Source organism: Candidatus Rhodoblastus alkanivorans (assembly GCF_022760755.1).
Classification (GTDB): domain Bacteria; phylum Pseudomonadota; class Alphaproteobacteria; order Rhizobiales; family Beijerinckiaceae; genus Rhodoblastus; species Rhodoblastus alkanivorans.
The window spans coordinates 1,518,918-1,535,787 of sequence record NZ_JAIVFP010000001.1; the positions used below are offsets into that span (position 1 = coordinate 1,518,918).

The 16,870-nt window shown below is 63.8% G+C and carries 16 protein-coding genes and 1 pseudogene; 12 read left to right on the forward strand and 5 right to left on the reverse strand.

Translation table 11 applies throughout. The features are described 5' to 3' along the window. Together K2U94_RS07005 and dapD are read right to left on the reverse strand one after the other, a co-directional pair. Positions 1-471: a hypothetical protein gene (locus tag K2U94_RS07005; protein WP_243066521.1), complete on the reverse strand. Its 471-nt coding sequence runs from the start codon at positions 469-471 to the stop codon at positions 1-3. Further along, the gene (gene dapD, locus K2U94_RS07010) at positions 471-1,325 is read right to left on the reverse strand and encodes a 2,3,4,5-tetrahydropyridine-2,6-dicarboxylate N-succinyltransferase (protein ID WP_243066522.1); all 855 of its coding nucleotides are present in this window, start codon (positions 1,323-1,325) and stop codon (positions 471-473) included. Before dapD ends, K2U94_RS07005 begins: the two co-directional genes overlap by 1 nt. Before the next feature lie 192 nt (positions 1,326-1,517). Here dapD and K2U94_RS07015 point away from each other — a divergent pair, with 192 nt between their 5' ends. The 6 genes and pseudogenes from K2U94_RS07015 to arsH all read left to right on the forward strand — a co-directional run bounded on the left by K2U94_RS07015 (position 1,518) and on the right by arsH (position 5,862). After that, complete coding sequence (locus K2U94_RS07015) at positions 1,518-2,573, forward strand: permease (protein WP_243066523.1); 1,056 nt, start codon at positions 1,518-1,520, stop codon at positions 2,571-2,573. Positions 2,574-2,588: 15 nt separating this feature from the next. Further along, on the forward strand, positions 2,589-2,825 hold the full coding sequence (locus K2U94_RS07020) for a thioredoxin family protein (RefSeq protein WP_243066524.1): 237 nt from the start codon (positions 2,589-2,591) through the stop codon (positions 2,823-2,825). Between the two features lie 162 nt (positions 2,826-2,987). After that, positions 2,988-3,161, forward strand: a pseudogene (locus K2U94_RS07025) (helix-turn-helix domain-containing protein); the annotation flags it as partial. A gap of 174 nt (positions 3,162-3,335) precedes the next feature. Continuing rightward, positions 3,336-3,866: an arsenate reductase ArsC gene (locus K2U94_RS07030; protein WP_243068822.1), complete on the forward strand. Its 531-nt coding sequence runs from the start codon at positions 3,336-3,338 to the stop codon at positions 3,864-3,866. A 47-nt stretch (positions 3,867-3,913) separates the two neighbouring features. Beyond that, positions 3,914-4,990 carry an ACR3 family arsenite efflux transporter gene (gene arsB, locus K2U94_RS07035; RefSeq protein WP_243066525.1) on the forward strand — a complete coding sequence of 359 codons (1,077 nt, stop codon included), beginning with the start codon at positions 3,914-3,916 and terminating at the stop codon, positions 4,988-4,990. 149 nt (positions 4,991-5,139) lie between these two features. Next, entirely contained in the window at positions 5,140-5,862 is a 723-nt protein-coding gene (gene arsH / locus K2U94_RS07040; protein ID WP_272884849.1) for an arsenical resistance protein ArsH, read from the forward strand. A 12-nt stretch (positions 5,863-5,874) separates the two neighbouring features. Here arsH and K2U94_RS07045 read toward each other — a convergent pair whose 3' ends face one another. Then, a complete protein-coding gene (locus K2U94_RS07045; protein WP_243066526.1) occupies positions 5,875-6,906 on the reverse strand; it encodes a class I SAM-dependent methyltransferase in 1,032 nt (343 codons plus the stop codon). A 119-nt stretch (positions 6,907-7,025) separates the two neighbouring features. Here K2U94_RS07045 and K2U94_RS07050 point away from each other — a divergent pair, with 119 nt between their 5' ends. The 6 genes from K2U94_RS07050 to K2U94_RS07075 all read left to right on the forward strand — a co-directional run bounded on the left by K2U94_RS07050 (position 7,026) and on the right by K2U94_RS07075 (position 14,822). After that, entirely contained in the window at positions 7,026-7,778 is a 753-nt protein-coding gene (locus tag K2U94_RS07050) for a DsbA family oxidoreductase (RefSeq protein ID WP_243066527.1), read from the forward strand. A gap of 235 nt (positions 7,779-8,013) precedes the next feature. Continuing rightward, positions 8,014-8,352 (forward strand): P-II family nitrogen regulator, encoded by a 339-nt coding sequence (locus tag K2U94_RS07055; protein WP_243065702.1) that lies wholly within the window; start codon positions 8,014-8,016, stop codon positions 8,350-8,352. A 25-nt stretch (positions 8,353-8,377) separates the two neighbouring features. Continuing rightward, a complete protein-coding gene (locus K2U94_RS07060) occupies positions 8,378-9,868 on the forward strand; it encodes an ammonium transporter (RefSeq protein ID WP_425332508.1) in 1,491 nt (496 codons plus the stop codon). A gap of 319 nt (positions 9,869-10,187) precedes the next feature. Beyond that, positions 10,188-11,174, forward strand: a complete 987-nt coding sequence (locus K2U94_RS07065) for a TorF family putative porin (protein ID WP_243066529.1) — start codon at positions 10,188-10,190, stop codon at positions 11,172-11,174. A 390-nt stretch (positions 11,175-11,564) separates the two neighbouring features. Further along, the gene (gene glnA, locus K2U94_RS07070) at positions 11,565-12,974 is read left to right on the forward strand and encodes a type I glutamate--ammonia ligase (RefSeq protein ID WP_243066530.1); all 1,410 of its coding nucleotides are present in this window, start codon (positions 11,565-11,567) and stop codon (positions 12,972-12,974) included. Positions 12,975-13,103: 129 nt separating this feature from the next. Next, a complete protein-coding gene (locus K2U94_RS07075; RefSeq protein ID WP_243066531.1) occupies positions 13,104-14,822 on the forward strand; it encodes a SulP family inorganic anion transporter in 1,719 nt (572 codons plus the stop codon). 15 nt (positions 14,823-14,837) lie between these two features. Here K2U94_RS07075 and K2U94_RS07080 read toward each other — a convergent pair whose 3' ends face one another. Together K2U94_RS07080 and K2U94_RS07085 are read right to left on the reverse strand one after the other, a co-directional pair. Next, a complete protein-coding gene (locus tag K2U94_RS07080; protein WP_243066532.1) occupies positions 14,838-16,142 on the reverse strand; it encodes a TAXI family TRAP transporter solute-binding subunit in 1,305 nt (434 codons plus the stop codon). Positions 16,143-16,173: 31 nt separating this feature from the next. Then, entirely contained in the window at positions 16,174-16,650 is a 477-nt protein-coding gene (locus K2U94_RS07085) for a hypothetical protein (RefSeq protein WP_243066533.1), read from the reverse strand. Between the last annotated feature and the right edge of the window lie 220 nt (positions 16,651-16,870).

The following is a 16,870-nucleotide window of genomic DNA, read 5'->3' on the forward strand; positions in this document are numbered from 1 at the left end:
TCATGTCCTCGTTCCGTCAGGGCGCAGGCCCAATTCGAAAAATTGCGCGACGAAACCCGCCGTCGCCGCGAACAGCAGGAGCCACGGCGCGAAGGGCGGAATCACCCCGAAAAAATGGGGCTCGGCAAAGAAAACCGCGCCGGTCAGAAAGGCCGAGAGCGGCCAGGCTCCGGCCCAGGCAGGGTTGAGCCCGAGGGCGCGAAAACGCTTGGCCGAGAGATTATACTGGCTGACCTGCGCCAGCAGCACGGCGAAAGCATAAAGCAGCAGATAGACGAAGGCGAAAAAGGCCTTGGCCTCGAACAGCCCTTGGGTGGCGAGGTCGCGATGGGTCCATGGGCTGATCGCGGACCAGATCAGCGCCAGCGCCGCGCAGAACCCGGTCAGCGCCAGCGTCCAGCGCCGCCAGACGGGAGCGGAAATCGTCCCCTCGGACTCGCGGAAGAGAAAGCGGAAAGCCGCGCGATCCATCAATCGCGCAGAAGTTCGTTGATGCCGGTCTTGGACCGGGTCTGCGCGTCCACCGTCTTGACGATGACGGCGCAATAGGTCGAGGGGCCGGGCGTCCCGTCGGGCAGGGGCTTGCCGGGCAGATTGCCGGAAACCACGACCGAGAAGGGCGGCACATAGGCCATATGGACCTTGCCGGTGGCGCGATCGACGATCTTGGTCGAGGCGCCGATATAGACGCCCATCGAAATCACCGAGCCCTCGCCGACCACCACGCCTTCCACGACTTCGGAACGTGCGCCGATAAAACAATTGTCCTCGATGATGGTCGGGCCGGCCTGCAGCGGCTCCAGCACGCCGCCGATGCCGACGCCGCCCGAGAGATGGACATTCTTGCCGATCTGGGCGCAGGAGCCGACGGTCGCCCAGGTGTCCACCATGGTCGCGGTGTCGACGAAGGCGCCGAGATTGACGAAACTCGGCATCAGCACCACGCCGGGGGCGATATAGGCCGAATGGCGGACGACGCAGCCGGGCACCGAGCGGAAGCCGGCGGCGACATGGTCCTTGACGCCCCAACCCTCGAATTTGGAGGGAACCTTGTCATACCAGGTCGCGGCTCCCGGCCCGCCGGGGACGACGCTCATCTCGTTGAGGCGGAAGGACAGCAGCACGGCCTTTTTCAGCCATTGATTGACCTTCCAGCTCTCCTTGCCGGTCGCGCCGGGAATCTTTTCCGCCACGCGCGCCTTGCCGGAATCGAGCAGGTTGAGCGCGGATTCGACGGCGTGGCGAATGTCGCCGGTGGTTTCCGGCGTGATCTTGGCGCGATCCTCGAAGGCGGCCTCGATGATGGTCGCGAGCGCGTGCGGCATGGACGTTCCCTTTTCGATTGGTTGGCGCGAGGTTTCGGGTTTTGGCGCTCAGAAGTCAAGGTCGCGCCGCGCGCGACGGCGCCGACGGAACGCTCTTGCGCCCGATTGGAGATTCCAATAATCCAGAGATATGGATAAATACCGCGTCCCATCCGCATTCGTCGACTTCGCCCCAGCCTCGGGGAATGGCCCGTGAGCGACGATACGTCCAATGCGCTGCGCCCGGCCGAGTCGCCCACGGTCTGGGTCGCGGCGACGGTGGCGGCGGTCGCGGCCTGGTTCGTGATTTATTGGCGGCTTGAAGATTTTTCCGCCTGGCTCGTCGGGAAGCTCCCGATCCCTGCGAACAGCCATCGCGCAGAAGCCGCGCGCTTTTTCGTCTTCGATGCGCCAAAGGTCCTCATGCTGCTGGCGCTTGTGGTTTTCGGCATGGGAATCGCGCGCAGCTTCTTCTCGCCTGAACGCACCCGCGCCTTGCTGGCTGGCCGGCGCGAAGGCTTCGGCAATGTCGCGGCCGCGACGCTCGGCGTCTTCACACCCTTCTGCTCCTGCTCGGCGGTGCCGTTGTTCGTTGGCTTCGTCTCGGCCGGCGTGCCGCTCGGCGTCACCTTTTCATTCCTGGTCTCGGCCCCGATGGTCAATGAGGTCGCGCTCGGCCTCCTGTTCGCGCTGGTCGGCTGGAAGGTGGCGCTCGTCTATCTCGCCTTCGGCATGATGGTGGCCATCATCTCGGGCTGGATCATCGGCCGCCTCCATCTCGAGGGCTGGCTGGAGGAATGGGTGCGCAATGTGCGCGCCGGCGAAGCCGTCGTCGTCTCGAACCATGCGACGATCATCGATCGCATCGAGGCGGGCCTGGACGCAGTGCGCGACATATTCGGCCACGTCTGGCTCTGGATCATCGTCGGCATCGGCGTCGGGGCTCTTATCCACGGCTATGCGCCGACCGAGCTGCTGGCGTCCATCATGGGGAAGGGCGCGTGGTGGTCGGTTCCGGCGGTCGTGGCGCTGGGCGTCCCGATCTATTCCAACGCCGCCGGAATCATTCCGGTCGTCGAGGCCTTGCTCGACAAAGGCGCGGCGCTTGGAACGACCCTGGCCTTCATGATGAGCGTCATCGCCTTGTCCGTCCCCGAAATGGTGATCCTGCGCAAGGTGATGACGACGCGGCTCATCGCCGTCTTCATCGGGGTCGTCGCCGCCGGCATTCTGGTCGTCGGTTATCTTTTCAATTTCCTGTTTTCGTGAAGGAGGGAGCCGGCCATGAAAAACGTCAAGGTGCTGGGCTCGGGCTGCAAGCGTTGCGAGGCGACCGCCAATATGGTTCGCGCCGAGGCGGACAAGCTCGGAATCGCCATCGAACTGGAAAAAATCACCGATTTCGTGGCCATCGCCGGTTTTGGAATCGTCTCGACGCCGGGCCTCGTCATCGACGGCAAGGTGGTCCACGCCGGCGGCGTCCCGAAGCCCGAGGACGTCGCGAAATGGCTGGCGGCATAGAGCCGACCGCGATTTGGTCGAATCATCAACGCCGCTCAGTTCCTTCGCTTGTTGCGGCGCTGATCCGGGAAAAGCCGGCGTCTGCTGCTTCGCGCGCCGCTCAAGGCGTTGATTGAGGGCTTCACGGTTGCGTTGTGGCAATTAATCCATTATTCTGGATTTATGGATGAAAAACGCGCCCTATCCGCTCTCGCGGCATTAGCGCAGGCCACCCGCCTGCAAACATTCCGCCTGCTCGTGACCCGCGAGCCCGATGGAGTCGCTGCGGGAGAGCTCGCGCGGCTGGTCGGCGTGCCGCAAAACACGCTCTCCGCCCATCTTTCCATTCTCGCCAACGCCGGTCTCGTCTTTGGCGACCGGTATAGCCGGTCGATCATCTATCGCGCCGACATGGGCTGTCTGCGCGAAGTGGTTCTGTTCCTGCTCAAGGATTGCTGCGGCGGCCGTCCCGACCTCTGCGCGCCGCTGCTCGCCGAACTTTCCCAGTGTAATGTTCCGGAGGTTTCCGCCATGCCTGACCGCGTTTTCAACGTGCTGTTCCTTTGCACCGGCAACACCGCGCGATCGATCCTCGCCGAGAAAATTCTCGAAAAGGACGGCGGCGGGAAATTCCGCGCCTTTTCCGCCGGCAGCCATCCCAAGGGCGCCGTCAATCCCTTTGCCCTGAAAGTGCTGGATGAGGCCGGTTATCCGACCGATGGCGCGCGTTCGAAAAGCTGGGACGAATTCGCGGGCGAGGGCGCGCCGAAAATGGATTTCGTCTTCACCGTCTGCGACAACGCCGCTGGCGAAGCCTGCCCGCATTGGCCGGGCCAGCCGATGACCGCGCATTGGGGCGTCGAGGACCCGGCGGCGGTCGAAGGGACCGACATCGAGAAGGAGCGCGCCTTCGTCACCGCCTTCCGCTATCTCAAAAATCGCATTTCCGCCTTCGCCGCCATTCCCATCGACCGGCTGGACAAGCTGACGCTTGCGACCCAGCTGAAGGAAATCGGCCGGATGGAGGGCGCGACCGTCGGTCGAACCGAAATCAAGGCCTGAATTTTCCCGTCTGCTTGCGGCGTGCTCGGCGTCGCCGGAGCCTGCATATGTCCACTTTTGAACGTTATCTCAGCCTTTGGGTCGCGCTCTGCATCGTTGCCGGCGTCGCTCTCGGCCATTTCTTCCCGGCCGTGTTCCAGATGGTCGGCGCCGCTGAAATCGCCAAGGTCAACCTTCCCGTGGCGGCGCTGATCTGGCTCATGATCATCCCGATGCTCGTGAAGATCGACTTCGCCGCGCTTGCGCAAGTCAAGGAGCATTGGCGCGGCATCGGCGTCACATTATTCATCAACTGGGCGATCAAGCCCTTTTCGATGGCGCTGCTCGGCTGGCTGTTCATCGGCGGATTGTTCCGGCCTTTCCTGCCCGCCGACCAGATCGACAGCTATATCGCCGGCCTGATCCTGCTCGCCGCGGCGCCCTGCACCGCCATGGTTTTCGTGTGGAGCAACCTTTCGAAGGGCGAGCCGCATTTCACCTTGAGTCAGGTGGCGCTCAACGATCTCATCATGATCGTCGCCTTCGCCCCGATCGTCGGACTGCTGCTCGGCCTGTCGGCGATCACCGTGCCGTGGGAGACTTTGCTCCTCTCGGTCGTGCTCTACATCGTCGTTCCGGTCGTCATCGCCCAGGCTTTGCGTCGCGCGCTGCTGGCGCGCGGCGGCGAGGCCGCCATAGGGGCGGCGTTGAAACATCTGCAGCCTTTGTCGCTCGTTGCGCTGCTGGCGACCCTGGTTCTCCTGTTCGGCTTCCAGGGCCAGCAAATCCTGGCGCAGCCGCTCGTCATCGCCATGCTCGCGGTCCCAATCCTGATCCAGGTCTATTTCAACGCCGGCTTTGCCTATCTGCTCAACCGGGCGACGGGAGAAGCGCATTGCGTGGCGGCGCCATCGGCCTTGATCGGCGCCAGCAATTTCTTCGAACTGGCGGTCGCCGCGGCGATCAGCCTGTTCGGCTTCCATTCGGGCGCGGCGCTTGCGACCGTCGTCGGCGTATTGATCGAAGTTCCGGTGATGCTGTCCGTGGTCAAGATCGTCAATGCGACGCGCGCGTGGTATGAGGCCGGCGCGGCCGTGCGCCGGCGCGAAGTCGCCACGGAGATCCGTCAGAAAGCGATTGGCTGACGCAATGAACGCTGTCATTCATCACAAGGCGGATTTCCGCGCCTCGCGAGCGACAAAGCCGGCGCTCATGCGGCTTGAGCCGCTCGGCCGTGCGCGTCCTTGCGCCAGGGGGGACGGCGGGTCGCTGGTCGACGCGGAGGGCCGCCGCCTTGGATAAGCCGATCGATTCCACGCCCAATCTCGACGAGGCCTGCTTCAAGACCATCGACGAAGAGCGGCTGTTCGTCGGACCTCAGCCGCGCCACGCCCCGCGCATATTGTTGCTCCATGGCTCGCTGCGCAAACGCTCCTTCAGCCGCCTCCTGAACGAAGAAGCGTCGCGCATTCTCCATCGCCTGGGCGCGGAAACCCGGACCTTCAATCCGAGCGGCCTGCCTTTGCCCGACGACGCGGAAGCCGACCACGCGAAAGTCCAGGAATTGCGCGACCTCGTCACATGGTGCGAGGGCATGGTGTGGTGCTCGCCCGAACGCCACGGCGCGATGACCGCGATCATGAAGGCGCAGATCGACTGGATTCCTCTCAGCCTCGGCGCCGTCCGACCGACCCAGGGCAAGACGCTCGCCATCATGCAGGTCTGCGGCGGCTCGCAGAGCTTCAACGCCGTCAATCAGATGCGCATCCTCGGGCGATGGATGCGGCTCATCACCATCCCCAACCAATCGTCGGTCGCCAAGGCCTTCATGGAATTCGACGACAACGACCGGATGAAGCCTTCGGCCTATTACGATCGCGTCGTCGACGTCATGGAAGAGCTCGTCAAATTCACGCTGCTGACCCGGGGCTGCTCCAACTACCTCGTCGACCGCTATTCCGAGCGCAAGGAAAACGCCGAAGAATTGTCCCGGCGGGTCAATCAGCGCTCCATCTGACGCGATCGTCCGTCAGCCGGGCTTGCGGGCGACGATGATCGCTTCCTGTCCCTCGCCGAAATGGAAGATTTCCGGCGCCATGCCCTGCGCCGCGAAGGCGTCGGCGATTTCCTCCGCCCGCAGCAGATGATTGCCCTGGACGTGTTCGGTGAGATTCTGGAAGGCGAGGCCCTGGAAGGCGGGGATGCGCAAAGTGGCGCGGTCGGCCGGCCAGTCCGGCTCCCAGATCACCGCCGCGCCGCCGGGGCGCAGATTATCGCGTAGCCGGGCGATGAAGGTCGCGCCGCCGACCTCCCAGACATGGTGCAGGGCGCGGTTCATGGCGATGAGATCGGCCGGCTCGTCGAGTGTGAAATCATGGGCGTCGCCGGAAACGAAATGGAGGCGTTCGCCAAGGCCCTCCCGCGCCGCGAGGCGGGTCGCCTGGGCGATGTTTTCCTCGAAGCCGTCGATCCCGAGGCCGCGCAGTGCGCCGCAGCGGCGCGCGAGCGCGCGCAGATACCAGCCGTTGCCGCAGCCGAGATCGACCGCAAGGCCGCCGCGCCGATCGACCTCGGCGAAGAAGGGCACGCCGGGGCAGATCGTCTGCTCGAAAAAAGTTGCGAAATTGGCTTCGAGCATGGGGCCGAACCAGGGCAGCAAGGTTGCGCGCTCGGCCAGGACCTGCTCGCCGGGCCGCGCGCCGGTGCGCATCAGCTCGGCCGCGCGTTCGGCCATGTGCAGGTTGAGCACGGTTTGCGCGGCGAATGGCATCAGCGTTCCAGGGGCGGTGGGAACAATGGCGGCGCCGGTTTCAGAGAGCCGGAAGCTGTCGCCGCCGGCTTCGAGAAAGTCGAAGGCGTAAGCCGCGTCGCACCAGCGCCGCACATAGAAGGGATCCATGCCCGCGGCGGCGGCGAGCGCGTCGGCGTCGGCCTTGCCGAGGCTGTGGAGCGCGGTGAAAAGCCCGTTGACGACGCCGATATAGGCGACGCCAAGCGTCTGAGCGGCGCGCGCCATGTTACGAAATTGCTTTTTCAGCTCGCCGTGATTGCCCTGCGACATGAGCCCTCCTTGCGGTCCTGCCCGCCTCGCCGGGCGTGGCGGGTAAGGGTTTACACGCTTTGGCCGAGGCGAAAAAGCGCGGACGCCCGGGGTTCGCCGGCGGCGGCGCAAGGATGCGCTTGTCGCGGCGTCTTGCGCGGGGCAAAGTCGTGGCAAGGGGCGCCGGCCTCGATGATTCCGGCGCGAGGGCTTTCGGGGTGGAGCGTCTACCGATCACGTGTTTTTCCGACGTGCTGTGCGTCTGGGCTTTTTTCGCCGAGCTGCGCCTCGCCGCCGTCCGGCGCGCCTTCGGCGGGAAAGTCGCGCTGGAGCACAGATTCTGCGCGGTTTTCGGCGACGTCCCTGGCAAGATCGCCGTTTCCTGGGCCAGTCGCGGCGGCTATGAGGGCTTTGGCGATCACCTCCAGCATTCGGCGCGCGCCTTTCCCGAGGTGACGCTGCATCCCGACGTCTGGCGACGGGCGCGGCCGGCTTCGTCGCTGTCGCCCCATCTCTTCCTCAAGGCGGTCGCGCTTGCTGAAAAGGAAGGCGTTTTCGCCGCTGGCGCCTTCGAACGCGGCTTGGCCGCGATGAGGGAGGCGTTCTTCGTCCGTGGCCTCGACGTCGCCCGCCGGGATGTCCAGCACGACGTCGCCCGCGGGTTCGGCCTCGATCCGGCGCTCGTCCAGGCTTTCCTCGACGACGGCCGCGCCCATGCCGCGCTATCCGCCGATTACAAGGACGCCGAAACCCTGGGCGTGAGGGGCAGCCCGACTCTGATCCTGAACGAGGGCCGCCAGAAGCTGTTCGGCAATGTGGGCTACCGAATCATCGAGGCCAATATTCTGGAGCTGCTGCGCGGGCCTCACCCGGATCAGGCGAGCTGGTGCTGAGGCGCCGCCGGAAATTTAAGCCGGACCAAGCGGAAAGCGCGATCTAAACATAGGCAATATGCCTAATAATTGATCACAATTCGACTTTGTCAGCTCCAGCTTTACCATTTTTCAACGGATTCGCGGCGCCGGCGCCGTGGCATGGACCTTGTTTGGCAGGTCCTGGCCGGGCAACGCCCCGCCGGCGTATTCCTGTGCGACTGCGTCGTCCGAGACGGAAATCAGGGAACATCAGATGAAAATCGTGATGGCTATTATCAAGCCGTTCAAGCTGGACGAGGTGCGCGACGCGTTGACGGGCGTTGGCGTGCACGGCCTGACGGTGACGGAAGTCAAGGGCTATGGCCGGCAGAAGGGCCATACGGAGATTTACCGTGGGGCGGAATACGCCGTGAGCTTTCTGCCGAAGCTGAAGATCGAGGTTGCGGTTCCGGCGGACCTGGCCGCCAAGACGGTCGAGACCATTTCCAGCGCCGCGCGCACCGGGCAGATCGGCGACGGCAAGATCTTTGTCAGCCCGCTCGAACAGGCGATCCGCATTCGCACCGGCGAACGCGATTCCGACGCGCTCTAATTCCCCTCTCTGTCTTCAGGAGTAAATGATGCTTTCCATTCCCCCCCGCCGAACCGGGCTTAAGACGCTCGGCCTCGCGCTGGCCGGGCTGGCGCTGTGCGCCGGCGCGGCTCATGCGCAGGGCGCCGCGCCGGCGCCCGTGCCGAACAAGGGCGACACCGCCTGGATGCTGGTCTCGAGCGCGCTCGTTCTGATGATGTCCATTCCCGGCCTTGCCCTGTTTTACGGCGGCCTGGTGCGCACCAAGAACATGCTGTCGGTGCTCGCCCAGGTCTTCGCCATCGTCTCGATGGTTGGCGTGATCTGGGTTTTGTACGGCTATTCGGAAGCCTTCACCAATGGCGGCGGCCTCAACGACTTCGTCGGCGGCTTTTCCAAGATCTTCCTGAAGGGCGTGGACGCCAACTCGACCGCGGCGACCTTCTCGAACGGCGTGGTCATCCCGGAATACGCCTATATGGTGTTCCAGATGACCTTCGCCATGATCACCCCGGCGCTGATCGTGGGCGCCTTCGCCGAGCGCATCAAATTCTCGGCGGTGATGCTGTTCGTGCTGCTGTGGGTGACGGTGATCTATTTCCCGATCGCCCATATGGTGTGGTACTGGGCGGGCCCGGACGCGGTCGGCGACGCCGCCAAGGCGCTTGCGGCGGCTTCCGGCGACGCGGCCAAGGCGGCGGCGCAGGCCAAGCTTGACGCGGTCAATCTCGACGCCGGCAAGCTGTTCCAGTTGGGCGCGCTCGACTTCGCCGGCGGCACGGTCGTCCATATCAACGCCGGCATCGCGGGCCTGGTGGGCGCGCTGATGATCGGGCCGCGCATCGGCCACGGCAAGGAGCAGATGGCTCCCCATTCGCTGACCATGTCGATGATCGGCGCCTCGCTGCTGTGGGTCGGCTGGTTCGGCTTCAACGCGGGCTCGAACCTCGAGGCCAATGGCGTGACGGCGCTGGCCTTCGTCAACACCATGGTGGCGACGGCGGCGGCGGCTATTTCGTGGATGTTCACGGAATGGGCGTTCAAGGGCAAGCCCTCGCTGCTCGGCATGATCTCGGGCGCGGTGGCGGGCCTGGTCGCGGTGACGCCGGCCTCGGGCTTCGCCGGCCCGATGGGCTCGGTGGTTCTCGGCCTGGTCGTGTCGCCGATCTGCCTGTTCTTCGTCTCGACGGTGAAGGAGAAGTTCGGCTATGACGACGCGCTCGACGTGTTCGGCGTGCATTGCATCGGCGGCATCACCGGCGCGCTCGCGACCGGCATCCTGGTCGCCCCGGCGCTCGGCGGCGTCGGCATCACCGACTACACCAACTTCGCCCACAACAACGCCGGAACCTACGACATGGCGGCGCAGATGATCGTGCAGATCAAGGCGGTCGGAACCACGCTCGTCTGGTCCGGCGTCGGCTCGGCCATCCTCTACAAGATCGTCGATCTCATCATCGGCCTGCGTCCCGCCCCCGACAAGGAGCGCGAAGGCCTCGACATCACCGACCACGGCGAACGCGCCTACAACTACTGATCCAACCTCCCAAGCCAAAAACAAAGAACGGCGGGGCATTTGCCCCGCCGTTGCTTTTTTGCCGGCCGGACGTCGCTTTTCGCCACATGTGATTCTTGCTTATGATTCTTGCGGAGTAGCGGTCATCTGCAGGGAACTCGGACTGCCGGCCCTCCGACGCCGTGGAATTTGTTACATAATTGCCACAACACGTTCTGAATTCACGTTGAAGCCGGTTAATTGCTTAAAATATAGGCAAGTGCATAAGCGTTGCCCTTGAGAATTCCGGCGGAATACCGGCATTTTGCTGGCACCGAGTTTCTTTCAAGTGGAGCAAATAATGAGACTTATTCCGTTCCTTGCGGCTACAGCTCTGGCCGCGTCGGCCGGTGCGGCGGTCGCCGCCGACCTGCCGAGCACCAAGGAGGCCCCGGTCGTTGCGCCGATCGTCGTCAGCCCCTGGGATTTCGACGTTGGCGCCACGCTGACCAGCGATTACCTCTTCCGCGGCATCACCCAGTCCAACCACATGCCGAGCGTGTGGGGCCGCGCCGAACTGCGTTACAACGTCAATCCGACCTGGCAGCTCTATATCGGCACTTCGGGCGAAAGCATCAAATTCTCGCCGAACTATTTCCCGGTCGGCTCGCCGGCGATGGAACTCGATGGCGACGCGGGCATCCGCGGCACGTTCGACAAGTTCGCCTTCGACCTCGGCGGCATCGTCTATGGCTATCCGAGTTCCCCGACCGGCACCTTCCCGGTGTACAGCACCCTTTTGGGCGTCTATCCGATCGGCTTTGCGCCGCGGAACCCGACCTTCTTCGAAGGCTATATCAAGCCGACCTATACGGTTAACGACATGGTTACGCTCGGCCTGAACTTCTTCGGGTCGCCCAGCTATCTCAACACCGGCGCTTCCGACGAATATCTGTCGGGCACCGTCAAGGTGACCGGCTGGGGCAATCTGTCGGCCTTCTCGCTCTCCGGCGAATTCGGCCACCAGTGGCTCGGCAAGGTTGATCCGGTCTATACCGGCTTCAATTCCGCCGCTTATTGCTACATCGCCTGCGGCGGCTCCGGCCTCGCGGTCGGCGACCTTCCCGACTACAACTACTGGAACGTGGGCGTGTCCTACACCTGGAAGTTCGTCACCCTCGACCTGCGTTACTATGGCACGGACCTGAGCAAGGCCGAGGCCTATATCCTGACCGGCATCCCGAGCGGCGGCAGCGTCGAGTTCGGCTATCCGGCCACTTCGAACTATGCCGACGACCGTTTCGTCGCCACGCTCTCCTTCGATCTGACGAGCAAGGATCTCAAGTAATCGGATCGGATCTGGTTGGGGTTCGCGCCCCGATCAAGGCGGAAATCGACGCCCGGCGCTTCGCGCCGGGCGTTTTTTTTGGGCCTGGTCCATCCGTGCCGGACGCCGGCCCTCGCCGCGAGCCTCTGCACATAATTTGGGACATGGATGACTGATTTCACAGCAATTTGCCTGCTTCATTGCGCAGGCTTTCGCTGTCGATGCTTTAGGTCATGGAATTCGTTGAGAAAATTGCGATTTGCGCCGCCGGTTTTTTGGCAAGCCAATTGCTTAAGCGTAAGGCCAGATTTGCATGAGTTCGCACCAGCGGAAATCCTGCATCGACTGCATCCGCCTTCATAGCCGGCCAAGAAATCCCCAAAACCAGGTTCATCAACAAGAGGCGCTTCAATGACGACTGCCAAGGACGTTCTTAAAAGGATCAAGGACGAAGACATCAAATATGTCGACCTCCGCTTCACCGACCCGCGCGGCAAATGGCAGCATGTGACCTTCGACATCGCCCTCGTGGACGAGGAGATGTTCTCGGAAGGCACGATGTTCGACGGTTCGTCCATCGCCGGCTGGAAGGCGATCAACGAATCCGACATGAAGCTCATGCCCGATCCGGCCACCGCGACGATCGACCCCTTCTTCTCGGCTTCGACTCTCTCGATCGTCTGCGACGTTCTCGAACCGATGACCGGCGAACCCTATAACCGCGATCCGCGCGGCATCGCCAAGAAGGCGGAAGCCTATCTCAAGAACACCGGCATCGGCGACACCGCTTTTTTCGGCCCGGAAGCCGAATTCTTCGTATTCGACGACGTGCGCTTCAGCGCCGATCCCTACAACACCGGCTTCGCCCTCGATTCCTCCGAACTGCCGACGAATGCCGACACCGCCTATGAAGGCGGCAACCTCGGCCACCGCGTCCGCACCAAGGGCGGCTATTTCCCGGTCCCGCCGGTCGACTCGCTCCAGGACATTCGCGGCGAGATGCTTGCGGCCATGGCGGCGATGGGCGTCAATGTCGAGAAGCACCACCACGAGGTCGCCTCGGCCCAGCACGAACTCGGCATGAAGTTCGGCACCCTGACGACCATGGCCGATCATCTCCAGATCTATAAATACGCCATCCACCAGGTTGCTCACGCCCATGGCAAGACCGCGACCTTCATGCCGAAGCCGGTCTATGGCGACAACGGTTCGGGCATGCATGTCCACCAGTCGATCTGGAAGGCCGGCAAGCCGGTGATGGCGGGCGACAAATACGCCGACCTCAGCCAGGAATGCCTGTACTATATCGGCGGCATCATCAAGCACGCCAAGGCGCTGAACGCCTTCACCAACCCGTCGACCAATTCCTACAAGCGTCTGGTCCCGGGCTTCGAGGCGCCGGTTCTTCTGGCCTATTCGGCCCGCAACCGCTCGGCGTCCTGCCGCATTCCGTGGACCAACAATCCCAAGGCCAAGCGCATCGAGGTTCGCTTCCCCGATCCGACCGCCAATCCCTATCTCGCTTTCTCGGCCATGCTGATGGCCGGCCTCGACGGCATCGTGAACAAGATCGATCCCGGCGCCGCGATGGACAAGGACCTCTACGACCTGCCGCCGCGCGAACTGAAGAAGATCCCGACGGTGTGCGGCTCCTTGCGCGAGGCGCTCGCCAGCCTCGACAAGGACCGCAACTTCCTGACCGCCGGCGACGTGTTCAACGACGACTTCATCGACAGCTATATCGAGCTGAAGATGCAGGACGTCTATCGCATGGAAATGACGCCGCACCCGGTCGAATTCGACATGTATTATTCCTACTGAACTCCTGCTCGGAACAGACGAAGGGCGGCCGGTTCGGCCGCCCTTTTTTGCTGGCGCCGCTGGCGCGCAAATTGACGAACCGGCGCGGCCCTGTCACCATCAATGGAAACGCCTCGCGAAGTCGAAATTATGCAAGAACAAGCCGGCTGGTGGCGGTGGGCGCCCGGGCTTCTGCTTCTCCGCAATTATCAAGCCTCATGGCTGGCCCATGACATTGTCGCCGGATTGGCGCTTTCGGCCATGCTGGCGCCGGTCGGCATAGCCTATGCCGTCGCTTCTGGCGTGCCCGGCATTTACGGCCTTTACGCCACCATCGCGCCGCTGCTGGCCTATGCCTTGTTCGGCCCCAGCCGCATTCTGGTGCTCGGGCCGGATTCCTCGCTCGCCGCAATCATTCTGGGCGTCGTCCTGCCACTGTCCGGCGGGGACCCGTCGCGCGCGGCGACGATCGCGAGCCTGATGGCGCTTGTCTCGGGCCTCGTCTGCGTCCTGGCCGGCGCCGCGCGGCTCGGCTTCGTGACCGAACTGCTCTCCAAGCCCATCCGCTATGGCTACATGAACGGCATCGCGCTCACCGTTCTGGTCAGCCAATTGCCGAAGCTGTTTGGATTTTCGGTAGAGGCCGAGGGGCCTTTGCGGCGATCCTGGGCGATCGTTCAGGCCATTGCGCGGGGCGAGACGAATTGGGCGGCCCTCGTCGTCGGCGCCGGCGTGCTTGCCGTGATCCTGACGCTCAGGCCTCACAAGCGTGTTCCTGGCGTGCTGATCGCCGTCGTCGGCGCGATTCTGATCGTCGGCGCATTCGGAATGGACGATCGTTACGGCGTGTCGGTCCTCGGCGCACTGCCGCGCGGTTTGCCGGCTTTCTCGATTCCCCGCGTCGAACTGGCCGCCCTTCCCGACATTCTCGCCGGCGGCGTCGCCGTGGCGCTGGTCGCCTTCGCCGACACCAGCGTTTTGTCGCGCGCCTATGCCGCGCGACTCGGCCAGAAGGTCGATCCGAACCAGGAAATGATTGGCCTCGGCGCGGCCAATCTCGTGTCGGGGTTCTTCCAGGGCTTTCCGATCAGCAGCAGTTCCTCGCGCACGCCGGTCGCCGAGGCCGCGGGCGCCAAGACGCAGCTGGCCAGCGTCGTGGGGGCGCTGGCGCTGGCGGCGTTGCTCGTGCTTGCGCCCAATTTGCTGGAAAAGCTCCCCAATTCGGCTTTGGCCGCCGTGGTGATCGCGTCGGCGCTGGGGCTTTTCGAGTTCGAGGATCTCGTTCGAATCTATCGCATTCAGCCTTGGGAATTCTGGCTGTCGATGGTCTGTTTCGCCGGCGTCGCGGTTCTCGGCGCGATCCCCGGCATCGGCCTTGCCGTGGTCATCGCGGTGATCGAGTTCCTTTGGGACGGCTGGCGCCCGCATTCCGCGATTCTGGGACGCGCGCAGGGCCTCAAGGGCTATCACGACGTCGAGCGCTATCCGGATGCGCGTCAAATTCCGGGACTGGTGCTGTTTCGCTGGGACGCTCCGCTGTTTTTCGCCAATGCGGAATTCTTTCGCGAGCGCGCGCTCGCGGCCGTGGCGCAAGCGCCGCAGCCTGCCCGCTGGCTCGTCATCGCGGCCGAGCCCGTGACCAGCGTGGACGTCACCGCCGCCGACGTGCTCGCCGAACTGGACCGGGCGCTGCTGGCGCAAGGCGTCGAACTCTGCTTCGCCGAACTGAAGGACCCGGTGAAGGACAAGCTCAAACGTTTCGGCCTTTTCGCGCAATTCGGCGCGGGCAATTTCTTCCCGACGGTCGGCGCGGCCGTCTCGGCCTATCTCGACGTCTATGACGTCGATTGGGTGGACTGGGAGAATTGAGAAATTCCCCCCGTCCTATTTCGTCGTCTCGCCCAGGATTTGCCGCCGCCGTTCGGCGATCATGCGGCCGAGATAATCGACCGCCAGCGCGATCGGCGCTGTCTTCTGCTCTTCCAGATTTCCCTGGACAACGTCCTGCGAAAAGCGTTCGACCGCCGCGTCGATCCCGGCGTGAATGCGGTCGAGATCCTCGTTGGTGGTCGCGGCCTTGATCAGGCCGATCACCTCCGGCACTTTGGCCAGCAGGCTCTCGCTCGTCTCCTTCGCGCGCATGAAGCCGAGATAGCGCAAAACCGCCAGAATGCCCGAGCCGAGTGCACCGAGCAGCAGCGGGCCGTAATAAAGCCAGTCGCCATATTGCTCCAGCAAGGTGGTTTCCTCGCCGTCATAATAGGCCTGGGCGCCGGGATGGATCGGAATGGTGGCGTCCTTGTCCGTGCTCGCCGACTTGATCAGATTGGCGATGGCGGAATCCTCGGCGATGCGCTGGCGATTCTCGAACAGGTTTCGTGTGAGCGCGCCGATGGTTCGATTGGAGATTCGGCGGTCGGCGACGAGCATGATCGGGACGCGCAGGGTCGAGACCTCTTCCTCCGGCAGCGGCGGCCGGCCGCCGAACAGGCCCGCCGCGATTTCCTCCGTTTCATAAGCCGGCGCGGCTTCGACGATGGCGTCATTGTCGTCGATCGCAACGAATTCGAGTTTTTTTCCGACCGCGCGCCGGACCGCCGCCCAGGATTCTCCGACCTTGGCGCTGCGGGTGGTCGGCGCGACGAACAGGAGAGCGTTCGCCTTGCCCGCGCGGAAGGCGGCGGCGATGGCCGAGGCGGCCGACGGCAGATCGACCACGCGCACGTCGGCGCGGTAATGGCGGGTCAAAGTCGCGATCAGGGCTTCATTGGCGCCGGGCGATCCGATCACGCCGAGGCTCTTGCCCTTGAGCTGGCCAAAATTGTCGATCGCGGGCTTTGCCGGCGCGACGATGACGACCGGATCGCTGTGCAGCAGGGCGACGGCTCGGACGCGTTCCGATACCGGGAGGTCGGCGCGCGTCACCGCGAGCCTGGCCTCGCCGCTTTTCAACTTGGCAAGCGATTCGACCGGGCCGGCGGTCTCCAGGACCTTGAGGCGGACGCCCGCGTCGCGATCCGCCAGCGCCCGGCTCCAGGCTTCGACGAAATCGAAATCGTCATATCCCGGCGGGCCGACCGCGATGGTCAGGATTTTGGGCTGAGTCAAGGCGCGCCAAGCCGCCATGCCTGCGCCCAAGGCGAGCAGAAGCCCCGCGAGCGCGAACAGCCGTCGCGAGAAATTGCTCAATCATCCCCTCCGACGCCGCCGCCGGCCCCGCTCATTTCCACGACAGGTAAAGACCGACGTCGCCCGGCACGCCCTCCGGCCAGTCGACGATCAACGCCTTGAGCTGATAGCCGAGCGGCTGGAGCTTTTCCTTCCAGGTCAGATAGGCTTGGCGGGGCAGGCCCTGCAAAGTCTCCGGCCAGTCCGGCTCTGCCATGTTGATGGCGCGGCCATGGTCGGAGCAAAGCTCGGAGGGGAAGCGGCCGATGAGCATCTCGGTCTGGCCGCCTTCCGCCGTCGCCTTGACGCGTAAGGTGAAGGCGCGGAGCCGCTCCGGGCTGATCGGCTGGTCGGATTTGAGTCGCTGCAACAATTCCTCCTTGGCTTTTTCCGCCCGACCCATCGACTCCACCGATTTCTTGGCCTTGGCCATTTCGACTTCGGTGACATAAGCCTTCAGTTCCTTGACCGACATGAAAATGTCGTCGTCGGAAAGGTTGTCGAGGCTCGACTTGTTCTTGTCGGTCATTTTTGGCTCTCCCCTGCCTGGGCGCGGCCTGGCCACGCGTGAGTCCCCTCGCGCAAGTCCGAACGTGACGCTTGCCGGTTGAGGGTATTCCAGCTAGTCAATAGCAGCAATGACGTCGGTCAAAGGTCAACCCCGCCGTTTTTCCTGGGGCGCAGTCTTAAAGGTGAAGGATCGATGGTCTAGATTCCCCGCCCGGACGGCCAAAAGCTGATTCGCCGCT

What these genes read in the sequence shown, in the direction of transcription:
- K2U94_RS07075 (WP_243066531.1), top strand. Translation starts at nt 13,104, where the DNA reads ATGCAAGAACAAGCCGGCTGGTGGCGGTGGGCGCCCGGGCTTCTGCTT.
- K2U94_RS07030 (WP_243068822.1), top strand. Translation starts at nt 3,336, where the DNA reads ATGCCTGACCGCGTTTTCAACGTGCTGTTCCTTTGCACCGGCAACACC.
- K2U94_RS07065 (WP_243066529.1), top strand. Translation starts at nt 10,188, where the DNA reads ATGAGACTTATTCCGTTCCTTGCGGCTACAGCTCTGGCCGCGTCGGCC.
- arsB (WP_243066525.1), top strand. Translation starts at nt 3,914, where the DNA reads ATGTCCACTTTTGAACGTTATCTCAGCCTTTGGGTCGCGCTCTGCATC.
- K2U94_RS07005 (WP_243066521.1), bottom strand. Translation starts at nt 471, where the DNA reads ATGGATCGCGCGGCTTTCCGCTTTCTCTTCCGCGAGTCCGAGGGGACG.
- K2U94_RS07060 (WP_425332508.1), top strand. Translation starts at nt 8,378, where the DNA reads ATGATGCTTTCCATTCCCCCCCGCCGAACCGGGCTTAAGACGCTCGGC.
- K2U94_RS07085 (WP_243066533.1), bottom strand. Translation starts at nt 16,650, where the DNA reads ATGACCGACAAGAACAAGTCGAGCCTCGACAACCTTTCCGACGACGAC.
- glnA (WP_243066530.1), top strand. Translation starts at nt 11,565, where the DNA reads ATGACGACTGCCAAGGACGTTCTTAAAAGGATCAAGGACGAAGACATC.
- dapD (WP_243066522.1), bottom strand. Translation starts at nt 1,325, where the DNA reads ATGCCGCACGCGCTCGCGACCATCATCGAGGCCGCCTTCGAGGATCGC.
- K2U94_RS07020 (WP_243066524.1), top strand. Translation starts at nt 2,589, where the DNA reads ATGAAAAACGTCAAGGTGCTGGGCTCGGGCTGCAAGCGTTGCGAGGCG.
- K2U94_RS07055 (WP_243065702.1), top strand. Translation starts at nt 8,014, where the DNA reads ATGAAAATCGTGATGGCTATTATCAAGCCGTTCAAGCTGGACGAGGTG.
- K2U94_RS07045 (WP_243066526.1), bottom strand. Translation starts at nt 6,906, where the DNA reads ATGTCGCAGGGCAATCACGGCGAGCTGAAAAAGCAATTTCGTAACATG.